This window comes from Aequorivita antarctica (genome assembly GCF_007997155.1).
In the GTDB taxonomy this organism is placed as follows: Bacteria; Bacteroidota; Bacteroidia; order Flavobacteriales; family Flavobacteriaceae; genus Aequorivita; species Aequorivita antarctica.
The window spans coordinates 228271-243253 of the sequence record NZ_VORT01000001.1 but is presented as its reverse complement, the minus strand read 5'-3'; the positions used below and the strand labels follow the sequence as shown (position 1 = coordinate 243253).

The following is a 14983-nucleotide window of genomic DNA, read 5'->3' as shown; positions in this document are numbered from 1 at the left end:
TACTTATTTAAGTTGAAATTCGGGCATTCTTGCAATGTGTTTCAGCAGAATTGAAACTTGATAAGGAGCGGAATTGAAGTCTAAATCCCAGATGCCCTGATCATAGTAATTCTGTGGTACTTCCCACTTAAAGATGACTGTTGCTATGTCATAATCTGATAGCGTGTATAATTCTTTGCACATAAAATGATCCACAAGTGTTTTGGTAATAAAGTATGGGTCCTTGCTATTGTTAGTAAGTGCTTTCGCCAAGTCCACAAATATACTGTCGTAGCCATTTTGGTCTAGATAGTCTATATATTCATCTATCAGCGCCCAGCGGCCGGTGAGTGTTGAGGCGTTTATCCATGATTCATCACGTTGCCACCCTGCTACATCCACGGGATCGTAAATTTCCTGCCCTACTAGTCCCATATAATAGATCAGGGCATTGAGTATAGTGTTATTGTAATAAAAGTCTGTTTCTTTCATAAAATTCAATACCACGTCAAAAGGACTTTTAATCACAACAGCCACAGCGTATTCATCAAAAAAATGTTGGCTTTTGAACAATTTTTTCAACATTGGGACCATCTCAAAATTATTGTTGATCAATGTTTGTGCTAATTCTTGGATAATGGTTTGTCCAATGTTGTCCGTAGCTGGGCTCACAAAAAATTTGTATAGCTTTTCACATATATAATATGCAATTTCAGAACCCTTCTCCTGAAACAGGATGTCCACAACATCATCATAACCCCAATTTCCGGTTTGTCCAAAAATGGTTTTTATACCATCGTCAAAAGATTGGGGGTCAAAATAAATGGCACCGTTTTCGTCGTCCCATTCATTATATCCCGTTAGTGCCCTAGCAGTTTCGGTAATGTCGTTTTGAGTATACCCATTGCCTTCGCCAAGGGTAAAGAGTTCATACAACTCCCGAGCATAATTTTCATTAGGGCTATAGTTGGTGTTTTCATACCCATTAAGAAAAATCAACATGGCAGGGTTTATACCTACCGCCCGAGTAAGTTCCTTAAAATTTCCCAAGGCATGAACTTGCATCATATGGTAATACTGAAATGCGTAGGGTGAATGAAAATAGACCCCAAAACGGGTCACAAAATGGTTCATCCAAAAGAATGCAAGCCTCCCGCGAAGGTTTTCTTCCAGAAGGTCTTTGGTAGTCTGTAACCGCCATTGTTCAAAAAATGCGAAGTTTTGGGTCTCGTAGTCCGGAAAATCATTGTTGGAATAGTAACCCCAATACGGCGTCGGGGTTGGTGGCATGTTCTGCGCAGTATCTACAAGCGAATTAATAAATTGTCCCGGGTTTAGCGAGAGTGCGGCATCCACATCATCTTGTGAAGCCCCAAAACCAAGGCGGCGGTACACGTGATTGATCTTACGTGTATCCCACGGATTCTGGGAAGATGGCTCAAAAGGAGCAAGTGTGGAACTATTGCAAGTGGGGGTAGCAATTGTTTCCATTAAAGTTTTTTGTTTGGTTTGGCGCCAAAAGTATTAATCTATAAAAGACTTTAATACATTCTAACATAATATTAACTTAAAAGTCTGGATTTTAGTATTCTAGAGTCAAAAATTTTACGAATGAAAATTCCTACTCTATTAAAAATATAAGATATTTGGGTTATTTAAGTTAGAATTTAGGCATCCTCCCAAGGTGATTCTGTAAAAATAAAACTTGGTAAAAGAGGAGGGCCAGTCCATGTTCAATAGGGTTTGTCGGCAATGTTCTCCAAAAATTCCCCCTAGAAAAGAGTTAGTGAGTTATTCATTTCACGAGGGATTGCCAATTGTTTCTACTAACAGTGAGAATGTTAGGTTTGTTGTTCTAAATTTGCAGATTATTAATCTTTTATCAATAGTTCGTTATCATTTTAACTCAAAAGTTAAATTTTTAGTACTTTAAAACTTTTAATCAGATTTATGCTCACACCTCCATTTTTACATAAAGGCGATACCGTTGCCATTGTTTCAACGGCGCGGAAAATTTCAGAAAAAGAACTGCAGCCTGCATTAAAATTAATTGAAAATTGGGGTTTAAAAGCCATTATTGGAGATACCATCGAAGCCGAAGAAAACCAGTTTGCCGGAAGCGACGACCTTCGCGCATCAGATTTTCAGCAAATGCTTGATAATCCAAATATAAAGGCAATTTGGTGCGCCCGAGGCGGTTACGGAACGGTCAGAATAATTGATAAATTGAACTTTTCAACTTTCAAAAAATACCCAAAATGGATTATTGGGTATAGTGATGTTACGGTTTTACATTCACATATACATAACTTTGGAATTGAGACGCTGCATGCGCAGATGTGCTTGGAAATAGAAAATAAAAGCCCCGAAACTACCGAATCTATTCGGAAAGCCTTGTTTGGGGAAGATTATAGCATAGAAATTTCGCACAAAGATTACTTTGCTTCGTCTGGAATTTATTCAGGAGAACTTATCGGTGGAAATCTTTCGGTGCTTTATTCGCTTTGCGGAAGTGCTTCGGAAATGGAAACCGACGGCAAAATTCTTTTTATTGAAGATCTTGATGAGATGCTGTACCATATTGATAGAATGATGATTAATTTGAAGCGCAGCGGTTATCTAAAAAATTTAAAAGCCCTCGTCATTGGTGGAATGACGCAAATGAAGGACAATAAAGTTTACTTTGGAAAAACGGCAGAAGAAATTATTATGGAATTGGTAAAAGACTACAATTATCCCGTGATCTTAAATTTTCCATCTGGACACATTCCTGATAATCGAGCGTTAATTTTCGGACGGGAAATCAAAATAGATATACAACCATCAAAAATTAAATTTCAATTTTAAAATTCGACAATCAAAAATCGTTAATCGTTAATCAAAATGGCAACGCACAACGAACTCGGAAAAATAGGTGAAGAAATAGCCGCGCAATATTTGCTTCGCAGTGGCTATAAAATTCTGCGACGTAATTTCTTTTTTGATAAAGCCGAGATTGACATTATAGCCCAAAAAGAAGAAGATACCCTTGTAATTGTGGAAGTAAAAACACGCAATAGTGACTTTTTCGGCGATCCACAGAGTTTTGTTACACCTGCAAAAATCAAGCTTTTGGTAAAAGCTGCCAATGAATATATTGTTTCAAATGAACTTGATGTGGAAGTGCGGTTCGATATTATCGCAATTTTAAAAAACCAAAAAGTTGAAAAATTGGAGCATTTTGAAAATGCTTTTTATCATTTTTAATTCTTTTGAAGACGGGAATCTCTTTCCTTTTTTACAAATTCCTCAATTTTATAGAGCAAAATTATTTGCAAAATCACAGCCGGAATTAAAAAGAGGAGTCCCAACCAAGCCATAAAAACAATTGAAAACAATATACCGCTTACTATTTCAAATCCCCCAGCTATTTCCGGAATTTTCCCGAGAGGTTCTTTCAATCGCATCAATGCAAAACCAAAAATAATACTGCCAATTCCACAGAAAATAGATTGTGTTACCATAACATATTCAGTATAAAATGGCTCCAAGTAAAGCGAAACCATATCATAGCCATAAAATAAAATGGTAGTCCCAATTAAAAAGAAAGCACCTATTTTCAGTAAATAATTGTTGAAGATTTTACCGCTCAAAACAAAGCCCCACAAGAAATAAATGTATGCAATCATTACAATAAATTTCATACTGATGTATGCGGCTTTGGGAATTATCAATTCATCTTCATAAAATCTGGCATAGTCAACGGCAAATTCTACAAAGCCTGAAAGAAAATAAATCAATCCACAAATCCAGGCAAGTTTTAGATAAAATGATGAATATGTAACTTCATTTAAATCGAAATTTTCTATATGGGAAGCTTCAGATTTTTGCATATTTTCCAAATCCTCGCCCAAGACACTTAATATTGTTTTAAGTGTAAAACTTCGCGGCATAACCTCACCGGCCTCAATTCGTTGAATTGTCCGTACATTAATATTGCATTGCTCCACAAGTTCTTCCTGCGTAAAACCTTTTTGCTTGCGAAGTTCCAAAAGTTTGCGGCCGAGTTCTGGTTGTTTCATTGTTTAAAATTTTATGAAGCAATAGTACGATGGCAGTAAATATAGTGCAATATTTTCAAGTGTATTTCACACGACATTTACCCGACATTTGCCAATTTTAAGGGCTTTATTTCTAGAATAGTTACAAACCCAGAGACGCTTTTTTGAAAAATGTAATTTCTTCAAAAATAATTAATTTGTTTCTCATTTAAAATCAATAAATTTACTCAAAACGTGGTTATCTATGAAGTTTATAATATATCCCTTCCTATTATTAATATTTACTACAGTATTCTCTCAGGCTCCTTCTATAGAATGGGAAAAATCTTATGGCGGTTCTAAATTTGATTTACCCTCAAGTATTTTTCAAACAGCCGATAATGGTTATGTAATTGCTGGTAATTCACGCAGTGATGATGGAGATTTAACATTGAACCATGGCAATGGAGATTATTGGATTGTTAAGATTTCATCTAACGGACAATTAGAATGGCAAAAATCCCTTGGTGGAAGTCGTGGAGACACTGCATATAGTATTTTACAAACTATGGACGGTGGGTATATGGCTTCAGGCTTCACGAGTTCCTCTGACGGTGATGTAACTTTCAACCACGGCGCTAGCGATATTTGGGTTGTTAAATTGGATTCAGAGGGAAATATTGAGTGGGAAAAGTCTTATGGAGGAACTTCAAATGAAACCGGTCATAATATTATACAAACATTAGAGGGAGGATATATAATAGCCGCGAATACCTCCTCTAATGACGGAGATGTGTCTAACAATAATGGAGGAGTAGATTATTGGATTATTAAAATTAGCAGTACTGGTTTAATAGAATGGGAAAAAAATTATGGAGGTTCGGATAATGAATGGGCATATCGTATTCTTCAACTTGCTGATGGATCATATATTGTAGCAGGAATCACAACTTCGAATGATGGGGATGTTAGTTTCAATCACGGAGGCTATGATTATTGGGTAGTAAAATTGAGTTCCATTGGCTCTATTGAATGGGAAAAAACATTCGGAGGTTCATTAGAAGATAGCTTAAAAAGCATAGATCTTACTCAGGATGGTGGATTTATTTTGGGGGGACATTCCAAGTCTTTAGATGGTGATGTTTCAATAAATTATGGGGCAAGGGATTTTTGGATACTGAAATTATCTGGATCAGGAAATATTCAATGGGAAAAGTCATTTGGAGGAACATTAGAAGATTTTGTGACGAATATTGAACAAGCCCCAAATGGAGATTATATAATTTCAGGCTATACAGGATCAAATGACGGTCATGTTTCCAACAATTATGGGGGCTTTGATTATTGGTTAGTCAAAACAAATAGTTCTGGTTCAATAATTTGGACAAAATGTTATGGTGGCTCAAATTGGGATTTGCCAGCAGATTTTACATTAACGTCAGATAATAGTATTGCATTATGTGGCAGAAGCGAGTCTATTGATGGGGATGTATCGGAAAATAAAGGCGGAGCTGACTATTGGATTGTAAAATTGGAATCGAATATTTTAGATATTACTGAATTTGATAAGCATATTATTTTATATCCAAATCCTGTTTCAGAAATATTGAAAATAAATTCGAAATTTCCTGTTAAACGTATAATTATTTATAATTCATTAGGTCAACAAGTATTTCTAAAAACAATAAATGATTCTCAATTCCAAATAAATATATCAAGCTTACCTGAAGGAACATATTTGGCTAAAATCATTTCCAAAGATATTGCAGACACACAAAAATTTATAATAAAGCGAGAATAGTTATTCCGAAAAAGACTCCAAAGCACGAAGTGCTTTATCCACTGAAGAAATTCCCTCAAAAGTCAACAACAACCTTAATCCGTTTCGGGTTTGTTTTTCTTTCATCGTTACTTTTTGTGGATGGCTTTGCACGTATTGCAAAACTTTGGAAAAAGCTTCGCTTTGATAAAAACCGCTCATTTGATCTGCCACAAAATATCCAACGAGTTTTTTCTGTTTCATAATAACACGCTCCAAGCCCATAGAAATTGCAATCCATTTTATGCGCACGCTATTAAGCAAATCTTCTGCCTGTTTTGGCAATTCTCCAAAACGATCCAATAATTCTTTTTCGAATTTTTGAAGATCTGCTTCATTTTTCAGCTCGTTCAATTTTGTGTAAAGGTTGAGTCTTTCGGTAATGTTGTTTACGTAATCATCCGGAAACAGCAATTCGAAATCGGTATCAATCGTCATTTCTTTTACGAAACTTTTCTTAGGCCCTTCGGTTTCATCGTAAAGATTTTTGAATTCTTTTTCTTTCAATTCATCGATGGCTTCAGCTAGGATTTTTTGATAGGTTTCAAAACCTATTTCATTGATAAATCCACTCTGTTCACCGCCCAATAAATCTCCCGCACCGCGAATTTCCAAATCCTTCATTGCAATGTTGATACCGCTTCCCAATTCTGAAAATTGTTCCAAAGCGGTAATTCGTTTTCGAGCTTCATCCGTCATTGCAGAATATTCTGGAGTGATAAAATAACAGAATGCTTTTTTGTTGCTTCGGCCTACGCGACCGCGCATTTGGTGCAAATCTGAAAGCCCAAAATTATTGGCGTTATTGATAAAAATGGTATTCGCATTCGGGACGTCGAGACCGCTTTCAATAATGGTTGTAGAAACCAAAACGTCGAATTCATTATTCATAAACCGAAGCATCAAATCTTCAAGTTTTTTTCCTTCCATTTGCCCGTGACCGATACCAATTTTTGCATCGGGAACCAAACGTTGAATCATTCCAGCAACTTCTTTTATGTTTTCAATTCGGTTGTGAACAAAGAAAACCTGCCCGCCACGCGAAATTTCATACCGAACCGCATCGCGAATGTTTTCTTCCCCAAACCGCACAACGTGAGTTTCCACGGGATAACGGTTGGGCGGCGGAGTAGTAATTACCGAAAGATCGCGCGCAGCCATCAAACTGAACTGAAGCGTACGCGGAATTGGTGTAGCCGTCAAAGTCAGTGTATCCACGTTTTCCTTAATGGTTTTCAATTTATCTTTTACACCAACGCCAAACTTCTGTTCCTCATCAATAATTAAAAGCCCCAAATCTTTAAATTCAACCGATTTGCTGACCAATTGATGGGTGCCAATAACAATATCCAATCTTCCATCTTTCAGGCCTTCAAGGACTATTTTGCGTTCTTTGGCGGTTCTAAAACGGTTTAAATAATCAACTTTTACGGGCATTGCGGAAAGTCGTTCTGTAAAAGTTTTGAAATGCTGAAACGCCAAAATAGTTGTCGGCACCAAAATAGCAACTTGTTTACCGTTGTCAACCGCTTTGAAAGCAGCGCGAATAGCAACTTCAGTTTTTCCAAAACCCACGTCGCCACAAACCAAACGGTCCATCGGCCGCTCGTTTTCCATATCTTTTTTTACGTCTTCGGTAGCAGTGATTTGGTCTGGCGTGTCTTCATAAATAAAGGAAGATTCCAATTCGGCTTGTAAATAGCTATCTGGATCGAAGGCGAAACCTTTTAAAGTACGGCGTTTTGCATATAGTTCAATTAAATTGAAAGCGATTTCCTTAACGCGCGTTTTGGTTTTTTGCTTCAGTTTTTTCCACGCATCGCTACCTAGCTTGTAGATTTTGGGCTCTCTTCCGTCCTTGCCATTGTATTTTGAAATCTTGTGAAGCGAATGAATGCTGAGGTATAAAATATCGCGTTCGCCATAAAAAAGTTTGATGGCTTCCTGCATTTTTCCTTCAACATCAATCTTCTGCAAACCACCAAATTTCCCAATTCCGTGGTCAATGTGCGTAACATAATCGCCAACTTCAAGATTGGTGATTTCCTTTAAAGTGATTGCCTGTTTTTTGGCGTATCCATTTTTCAGTTGGAACTTATGGTACCGCTCAAAAATTTGATGATCTGTGTAGCAAACAATTTTTAAATCATCGTCTATAAAACCCTGGAATAGCGGAAACAGAATGGTTTCAAATTGTTCCACATGCTGTTCAGCATCTTCAAAAATGTCGTGAAAACGTTTTGCCTGCTGTTCGCTACTGCAGAAAATGTAGTTTTTAAAACCGTTTTCTGTGTTTTCATTCAAATTTTCAATCAGCAGATTGAATTGTTTATTGAAAGACGGTTGTGGTTTGGTATCAAATGAAATTGATGTTGAATCTGAAACTGATCCGTTTTTTATATGAACTTCAGTAAAATCTTCAAGTTGCTGGTTCAACAATTCTGAAGTACAGAATAATTCCGAAGGTTTTGCGCGTTTAATTTCCGAATCGATTGCATTAAAAGCGTCAGTTGCTTTTTTGAATAGATTGTCGATAGCACTGCTGAAAAGTTCTTCATTTTTAAGGAAAACAATCGTTTTGGAAGCAATGTATTTCAGAAAACTTTCGCGGTTTTCATCTATCATTTTGTTTTCCACATTTGGAATGATGGAAACCTTTTTAACTTGTTCCAATGAAAGCTGTGTTTCCACATCAAAGGTGCGAATGCTGTCCACTTCATCACCAAAAAATTCAATTCGATAGGGTTCATCATTACTGAAACTGAACACATCCAAAATTCCCCCACGCACTGAAAATTCACCCGGTTCGGTAACAAAATCGGTCCGTTTGAAATTGTATTCAAACAAAACTTCGTTCACAAAATCTATGGAAAGTTGGTCGCTTACTGCAATTTTTAAAGTGTTTCGTTCTAGTTCTTTTCGTGTAACTACTTTTTCAAAAAGCGCTTCGGGATAGGTAACAATCAATGCAGGTTTTTTCCGAGAATTTATTCGGTTTAAAACCTCGCTCCGCAGCAGAACATTGGCATTATCTGTCTCTTCAATTTGGTACGGACGCCTATAACTTCCAGGGTAGAACAGCACATTTTTGTCGCCTAAAAGATTTTCCAAATCGTTTAAATGATAGGCCGCTTCTTCTTTATCATTAAAAATTAAAAGAAAAGGTGATTCCGAAGTTTTAAAAACCTCAGCCAAAACCAGTGAAAGCGAAGAGCCTACAAGGCCAGAAACTGAAATGTTTGATTGGGATTCGGCAATAGTATCCCCCAGTTTTCGTGTTTGCGAAGACTTTGAATAAAGTGAAGTAACGAGTGTTTTGCTCATCGAGCGGCAAAGATAGTACGTAGCTTTATTTTATAAAGAGCAAAATTCAACTTTATCATTTTGATAACACAAATAACTTGAATGATTTTCTATTTTCGAGTTATGGCAATATTAGAATTTGATGTTTTTATAATAGGAACCGGAACCGCTGGAAAAAGCGTGGCATACGAATGTGCAGCCGAAGGAATGAAAGTGGCAATTGCAGACAACCGTGAGTTTGGCGGAACTTGCGCCAATCGTGGTTGCGACCCGAAAAAAGTTTTAGTGGGAATTACTGAAGCGATGCAACTTTCAGAAAACTTAAAAGGAAAAGGAATAGTTTCCGTACCAAAGATTGATTGGGCGGCACTTCAGAAATTCAAATCTACTTTTACAGATGCTGTGCCTGCTTCCACTGAAAAAAAATTGAAAGAAGCAGGAATTGAAATGTACCATCAATCTCCAAAGTTTCTTAATGAAAACACGCTTTCTGTTGAAGGAAAAACAATTAAGGCGAAGAAAATTGTAATCGCAACGGGACAAAAACCAATGGAATTGAAAATTCCGGGAAGGGAACATTTAATGATAAGTGATGACTTTCTGGAATTGGAAGAACTGCCCGAAAGTATTGTATTTGTTGGCGCGGGTTATATCGGGATGGAGTTTGCACATATAGCGGCTCGTTGCGGAGCGAAGGTTACTGTGGTGGAATTTGGAGAAAGGCCACTCGCACCTTTTGAAGCCGATATTGTTTCGCACCTCACAAAAGCTTCGGAAAAATTGGGGATAGAATTTATCTTCAACGCACAGGTTTCCAAAGTGGAAAAACTTCAGAAAAACTATCGTGTTTCCTTTCAAAAAAACGGTAAAACAGAATCTGTTGATGCGCGAGCAGTTTTTAATACTGCCGGCCGAGTACCTTCCATCGATGAGCTAGATTTGGAAAAAGGAGGTGTTGCTTTTGAAAAGGGCGGAGTTTCCGTGAATGAATTTCTCCAGAACACTACCAATAAAAATGTTTACGCTTGTGGTGATGTTTCGGCTAGCGGGGCACTTCCACTTACTCCAACTTCTTCACAGGAAGCGCGGATTGTTTCGCTAAATATTAGAAATGGAAACCATACAAAAATGGACTTTCCTCCGGTTCCGTCCGTTGTTTTTACAATTCCGCAGATTGCGTCCATCGGTTTGACGGAAGAAGAAGCAAAGAAAAAAGGCTATGATTTTGTGGTAGAATATAAAAGCGTTCCCAAATGGTTTAACGCAAAACGCACTAATGAGCAGGTTTACGCATATAAAACCATTGTGGACAAAGAAAGGAATATCGTTTTAGGCGCACATATTATTGCTTCAGAAGCTGGGGAAATGATTAATTTATTCGTCCTCGCTATGTGCGGAAAATTGACCGCTGAAAATATTAAAGCAATGATTTTTGCCTACCCAACTTGGGGGAATGACATCAAGGGAATGGTTTAAAAAGTACGAAGTCGGAAGTAAGAAATACGAGATTATCTGTTTAAATATTCTTTGCATTTTTCTGCGGGACTAGTTGCACGGTTTTTGAATGCGTGATAACTGCTGCTGACAAAAAGAACCGCTGCCACTGTAATTGCAGCGAAGGCAACTGTTTGACTCACTTCCCAATTAGCAACCGCGATAGCTGCCAAAGCCCAAACACCAACCAATGCGAATTCACGCATATTTCGTTTCCAAGTAACAACTAGATTTATGATTCCTGCAATTACAATCATTACTACTGCCCATGAAACTTGACTGTAACCCCAAGCGTTCCATTCTATACTCGTTAAATATGCCGCGACGTTTGCGATGCTCGCAACGGTAACCCAACCGCTGTAAAAAACGAAAGGCCACCACAAGAAAGCGATTACCGATATTTGGGCATCCCAAAGTTCCATTCGGTTTTTCATCACAATTTTCAATAGTGAAAACAACAAAACGAAAATCGCCAAAATAGAATATTCCATTAATCCATTTAGCCAAAAGATAATCCACATAATATTGGCGAAGCAGGAAAGCACAAACCACCAACCAGTTTGAAGCACAAACGCGTCATCTCGCACTTTTGTAAACAGACTGCGGCTTTGATAAATTACAAACCCTAAAAGCATCAAATAAATAAGTCCCCAAATGGAAAAAGCATATCCTGCAGGAGTGAAAAGATTTTTTGATGAATTTGAAATTTCCCCAATGGTGGTTCCATTTATAGCTCCTGTATTGGAAAGATAATTTACGAAAACCGTTGCCACGAAGGCAATGATGTTGGCTATTTGTAGTGTTTTTTTCATAAAAATATTTAATTCTCTATAAAGTTAAAGTTAGTGTTTTGCGGGGGATTCGTTTTGCAATTAAGAAAAATTTAAAACAGATTATTTTTCAAAAGAAATAAGGCTTTAAAAATGAATTACAAACTTTATATTTGCAGCATAAAAACCAAATTATGTCATTTACAGATTTATTCGAAAGCGGGGAACATTCCCGAAATTTAGGGCACTTTGCTTCTATTGCAAATATTGCTTCTATTAACGGTGAACTGAATCCAGAGGAAGAAAAAATGTTGAAGCGATTTGCGCGCAAACTGGATATTGAAGAGGCCGAATACAAAGAAGTTTTGAAAAATCCAGGCAAATATCCTATCAATCCGCCAAACGATTCTGAAAAACGTTTGGAGCGAATCCACGACTTGTTCGAAATGATTTTTGCCGATCATGAAATTGACGACCATGAGCGCTTTTTAATTGAAAAATATGCTATCGGCCTTGGTTACACTGCCGAGATTGCACAAGATTTGATAAAAAGATCAGTTGCAATATACAGTGGTGGCTTAAGCCTTGAAGATTATCGTTATTTGCTTAATAGAAAAGATTAATTCTTTTTTTGAAGAAATAATAAGAAACCCATTGTGAAAGCTTCGGGTTTTTTTATTTGGCATTACTCATAAACTCCTCTGCCTTTTCTACCATATTTGTATTTCCAGAGAAAAACGGCACGCGTTGGTGCAAGGTGGTTGGTTGAATTTCTAAAATTCTTTGAAAACCATTGCTGGCCTTTCCTCCTGCTTGTTCAGCAATCATGGCCATTGGGTTACATTCGTACAAAAGTCTTAATTTTCCTTTTGGATCTTTTGAAGTACTTGGATAGATATAAATACCGCCTTTTATCATATTTCGGTGAAAATCTGAAACCAACGAACCTATGTAACGCGAGGTATATGGTCGATCATCTTCCTCCTTTTGACAATATTTTATATAGTCTTTTACGCCTTGTGGAAAGTGAACGTAATTCCCTTCGTTTACGGAATATATGTGTCCGTCCTCAGGAAATTTCATATTTGGATGTGAAAGATAATAGGTGCCTATAGATGGATTTAATGTAAAACCATTCACACCGTGGCCTGTTGTATAAACTATCATTGTTGAAGTACCGTAAACAATATAGCCCGCAGCTACCTGATTAACTCCAGGCTGAAGAAAATCGTCTATTGTTACTGGAGTTCCCGAAGGAGTAATTCTTCTAAAAATAGAAAAAATGGTCCCCACAGAAACATTTACGTCAATGTTGGAAGAACCGTCCAAAGGATCCATCAACACTACATATTTATTATCGTTTTTCTCGTTTCTGCCTTTAATCGTTATAAAATCATCTTCCTCTTCGCTGGCAATTCCACATACAATTTCACGGTTTGTAAGTGTGTTTATGAATACTTCATTAGCGAAAACATCCAGTTTTTGTTGGTCTTCGCCTTGCACATTACTGTTTCCAGCGGTTCCCAAAATATCTACCAATCCAGCTTTGTTCACTTTGTGATTTACCACTTTTGCTGCCAAACGAATGGAATTAATAAGCCGTGAAAGTTCACCCGAAGAGTACTTGAATTCGCCTTGATTTTCAATTATAAACTCGCCGAGAGATTGATTTATTTTTGCCATGGGTTTGAAGGTATCCTGAATTTGACGCAAATATCGGGATTTTTAAGAAATTGAACCGATATTTGTTTGGGGAAAACGAAATTGAAATTGAAAACCAAACTGAAACTCAACAAATAAACGATAATGAAAGTTAGAGAAGCTATAAAAGACGACATGCCGCAAGTTTTAGAACTTATTAAGGAACTTGCTATTTTTGAAAAAGAACCCAATGCAGTTGAAGTTACCGTTGCAGATTTAGAGCTTGAAGGATTTAGCGAAAATCCATTGTTTACATGCTTTGTGGCCGATGCTTCGACTTCGCTCAGCACGGACAGTGAAATTGTAGGTGCAGCCTTGATTTACTATCGTTTTTCAACCTGGAAGGGACGCACGCTTCATCTTGAAGATTTAATTGTTAAAGAAGCATACCGTGGCAAAGGTATAGGCGAAGCGCTATACAAACAAGTAATGAAATATGCTTACGATCAGGGTCTTAAACGTGTGGCTTGGGATGTGTTGGACTGGAATACAGGAGCCATTCGTTTTTATGAACGTAGCGGCGCAAATGTTTTAAAAACATGGCGAGTTGTTCATATGGACGAAAAAGGCTTGAAAAATTATATAAATTCTTAAAAAGAATATGAAAATCTTCAAATTTGGTGGTGCATCCACAAAAGATGCTGATAGTGTAAAAAACGTTGTTTCCGTAATAAAACAAACTAATGAAAAGGATTTGGTTGTTGTTGTTTCGGCAATGGGAAAAATTACCAATGCTCTGGAGGAAGTTATAAAAGATTACTTTTCGGAATCGGGTGATGTAAAAAACGCTTTGCGCACCGTTTACGATTTTCACTACGAAATCCTCACTGGTCTATTTTCTTCTACCTCACACCCTGCTTTTGTTGAGCTAGAGAATACTTTTAAAGAGCTGAAGCTTTTTTTGGAAACCAATAAATCAAAAAATCACGCTTTTGTTTATGACCAAGTGGTATCCTTCGGTGAATTAATTTCTTCCAAAATTGTTTCTGCATATTTTTCTGAAATTGGAATCAACAACACTTGGTTGGATGTTCGCCAATGCATTAAAACCGATGCCAGCTACCGCGATGCCAATGTAGATTGGGAAAAAACGCAAAAGCGCATTTCAAAAAAAGTAAGTCAGAAAGGAATTACTTTAACCCAAGGGTTTTTGGGTTCAGAACACACTAACAATTTTACAACCACCCTTGGCCGCGAGGGAAGTGATTATACCGCAGCAATCTTTGCTTATTGCTTGAATGCCGAAAACGTTACCATTTGGAAAGATGTTCCCGGTGTGCTGAATGCGGATCCACGCTATTTTACGCAAACCAGGTTACTGAACCACATAAGTTACCGTGAGGCCATTGAGTTGGCATTTTATGGCGCTTCGGTAATTCACCCAAAAACGCTTCAGCCACTGCAACGAAAAGAAATTCCACTTTATGTGAAATCATTTTTAAATCCAACAGCACCCGGAACTTGTGTTGGTAAGGGCGTTACACTAGATCCGCAGACTTCTTGTTTTATCCTAAAAAAGAATTTGGTGTTAATTTCACTTTCGTCCTTAGACTTTTCATTTATGATGGAAGACAACATTGGCGACGTTTTCAAATGGCTTCACAAATACAAAATGAAAGTTGAAATGATCCAAAATTCCGCCATCAGCTTTTCGGTTTGTGTAAATGACAAATTCAACAATCTAGAATCCTTGTTGGCAAAACTTCGCGAAAAATTCAGCGTAAAATGGAATGAAAATGTAACGCTCTATACCATTCGTCATTTTAACCCTGCTGAAGTAAAGGCACTTGCCGAAAATAAAAACGTGCTATTGAAGCAGGAAAGCAAGGAAACGGTACAGTTGGTAATTAAGGAATAGAGTCAATCGGTTTTGCTATATTTGTTGGAAATAAACAACC

At 37.3% G+C, this 14983-nt stretch carries 12 protein-coding genes; 7 read left to right on the top strand and 5 right to left on the bottom strand.

The window, feature by feature from the left end:
* Positions 1-3: 3 nt before the first annotated feature.
* The gene (locus ESU54_RS01140; protein WP_111842946.1) at positions 4-1470 is read right to left on the bottom strand and encodes a DUF1800 domain-containing protein; all 1467 of its coding nucleotides are present in this window, start codon (positions 1468-1470) and stop codon (positions 4-6) included.
* Positions 1471-1929: 459 nt separating this feature from the next.
* On the opposite strand from ESU54_RS01140, the gene ESU54_RS01135 reads away from it, so the two are divergent.
* Together ESU54_RS01135 and ESU54_RS01130 are read left to right on the top strand one after the other, a co-directional pair.
* Positions 1930-2826, top strand: a complete 897-nt coding sequence (locus ESU54_RS01135) for a S66 peptidase family protein (RefSeq protein WP_111842947.1) — start codon at positions 1930-1932, stop codon at positions 2824-2826.
* Positions 2827-2862: 36 nt separating this feature from the next.
* On the top strand, positions 2863-3225 hold the full coding sequence (locus ESU54_RS01130) for a YraN family protein (protein WP_111842948.1): 363 nt from the start codon (positions 2863-2865) through the stop codon (positions 3223-3225).
* On the opposite strand, the gene ESU54_RS01125 is transcribed toward ESU54_RS01130, so the two are convergent.
* Positions 3222-4040: a helix-turn-helix domain-containing protein gene (locus tag ESU54_RS01125; RefSeq protein WP_111842949.1), complete on the bottom strand. Its 819-nt coding sequence runs from the start codon at positions 4038-4040 to the stop codon at positions 3222-3224. The genes ESU54_RS01130 and ESU54_RS01125 overlap by 4 nt on opposite strands.
* Before the next feature lie 223 nt (positions 4041-4263).
* Here ESU54_RS01125 and ESU54_RS01120 point away from each other — a divergent pair, with 223 nt between their 5' ends.
* On the top strand, positions 4264-5799 hold the full coding sequence (locus tag ESU54_RS01120; RefSeq protein ID WP_111842950.1) for a T9SS type A sorting domain-containing protein: 1536 nt from the start codon (positions 4264-4266) through the stop codon (positions 5797-5799).
* On the opposite strand, the gene mfd is transcribed toward ESU54_RS01120, so the two are convergent.
* Entirely contained in the window at positions 5800-9141 is a 3342-nt protein-coding gene (gene mfd / locus ESU54_RS01115) for a transcription-repair coupling factor (RefSeq protein WP_111842951.1), read from the bottom strand.
* Positions 9142-9222: 81 nt separating this feature from the next.
* Between mfd and ESU54_RS01110 the strand changes: the two genes are divergently transcribed.
* Positions 9223-10596, top strand: a complete 1374-nt coding sequence (locus ESU54_RS01110; protein ID WP_235004480.1) for a dihydrolipoyl dehydrogenase family protein — start codon at positions 9223-9225, stop codon at positions 10594-10596.
* 32 nt (positions 10597-10628) lie between these two features.
* Here the strand turns inward: ESU54_RS01110 and ESU54_RS01105 are convergent, their stop codons facing one another.
* The gene (locus ESU54_RS01105) at positions 10629-11426 is read right to left on the bottom strand and encodes a tryptophan-rich sensory protein (RefSeq protein WP_111842952.1); all 798 of its coding nucleotides are present in this window, start codon (positions 11424-11426) and stop codon (positions 10629-10631) included.
* Positions 11427-11578: 152 nt separating this feature from the next.
* Here ESU54_RS01105 and ESU54_RS01100 point away from each other — a divergent pair, with 152 nt between their 5' ends.
* Positions 11579-12007 carry a tellurite resistance TerB family protein gene (locus tag ESU54_RS01100; protein WP_111842953.1) on the top strand — a complete coding sequence of 143 codons (429 nt, stop codon included), beginning with the start codon at positions 11579-11581 and terminating at the stop codon, positions 12005-12007.
* Positions 12008-12059: 52 nt separating this feature from the next.
* Here ESU54_RS01100 and fbp read toward each other — a convergent pair whose 3' ends face one another.
* Positions 12060-13067, bottom strand: coding sequence for a class 1 fructose-bisphosphatase (gene fbp / locus ESU54_RS01095; protein WP_111842954.1), 1008 nt, complete (start codon positions 13065-13067; stop codon positions 12060-12062).
* Between the two features lie 123 nt (positions 13068-13190).
* On the opposite strand from fbp, the gene ESU54_RS01090 reads away from it, so the two are divergent.
* Positions 13191-13679: a GNAT family N-acetyltransferase gene (locus ESU54_RS01090; RefSeq protein WP_111842955.1), complete on the top strand. Its 489-nt coding sequence runs from the start codon at positions 13191-13193 to the stop codon at positions 13677-13679.
* Positions 13680-13686: 7 nt separating this feature from the next.
* Positions 13687-14943 (top strand): aspartate kinase, encoded by a 1257-nt coding sequence (locus tag ESU54_RS01085; RefSeq protein ID WP_111842956.1) that lies wholly within the window; start codon positions 13687-13689, stop codon positions 14941-14943.
* Positions 14944-14983 lie beyond the last annotated feature (40 nt).

Bases quoted from the DNA above. Each gene is read 5' to 3' on its own strand.
- ESU54_RS01085 (WP_111842956.1), top strand. From the start codon at position 13,687: ATGAAAATCTTCAAATTTGGTGGTGCATCCACAAAAGATGCTGATAGT.
- fbp (WP_111842954.1), bottom strand. From the start codon at position 13,067: ATGGCAAAAATAAATCAATCTCTCGGCGAGTTTATAATTGAAAATCAA.
- ESU54_RS01130 (WP_111842948.1), top strand. From the start codon at position 2,863: ATGGCAACGCACAACGAACTCGGAAAAATAGGTGAAGAAATAGCCGCG.
- ESU54_RS01110 (WP_235004480.1), top strand. From the start codon at position 9,223: ATGATTTTCTATTTTCGAGTTATGGCAATATTAGAATTTGATGTTTTT.
- ESU54_RS01090 (WP_111842955.1), top strand. From the start codon at position 13,191: ATGAAAGTTAGAGAAGCTATAAAAGACGACATGCCGCAAGTTTTAGAA.
- ESU54_RS01100 (WP_111842953.1), top strand. From the start codon at position 11,579: ATGTCATTTACAGATTTATTCGAAAGCGGGGAACATTCCCGAAATTTA.
- ESU54_RS01105 (WP_111842952.1), bottom strand. From the start codon at position 11,426: ATGAAAAAAACACTACAAATAGCCAACATCATTGCCTTCGTGGCAACG.
- ESU54_RS01140 (WP_111842946.1), bottom strand. From the start codon at position 1,470: ATGGAAACAATTGCTACCCCCACTTGCAATAGTTCCACACTTGCTCCT.
- ESU54_RS01125 (WP_111842949.1), bottom strand. From the start codon at position 4,040: ATGAAACAACCAGAACTCGGCCGCAAACTTTTGGAACTTCGCAAGCAA.
- ESU54_RS01120 (WP_111842950.1), top strand. From the start codon at position 4,264: ATGAAGTTTATAATATATCCCTTCCTATTATTAATATTTACTACAGTA.
- ESU54_RS01135 (WP_111842947.1), top strand. From the start codon at position 1,930: ATGCTCACACCTCCATTTTTACATAAAGGCGATACCGTTGCCATTGTT.
- mfd (WP_111842951.1), bottom strand. From the start codon at position 9,141: ATGAGCAAAACACTCGTTACTTCACTTTATTCAAAGTCTTCGCAAACA.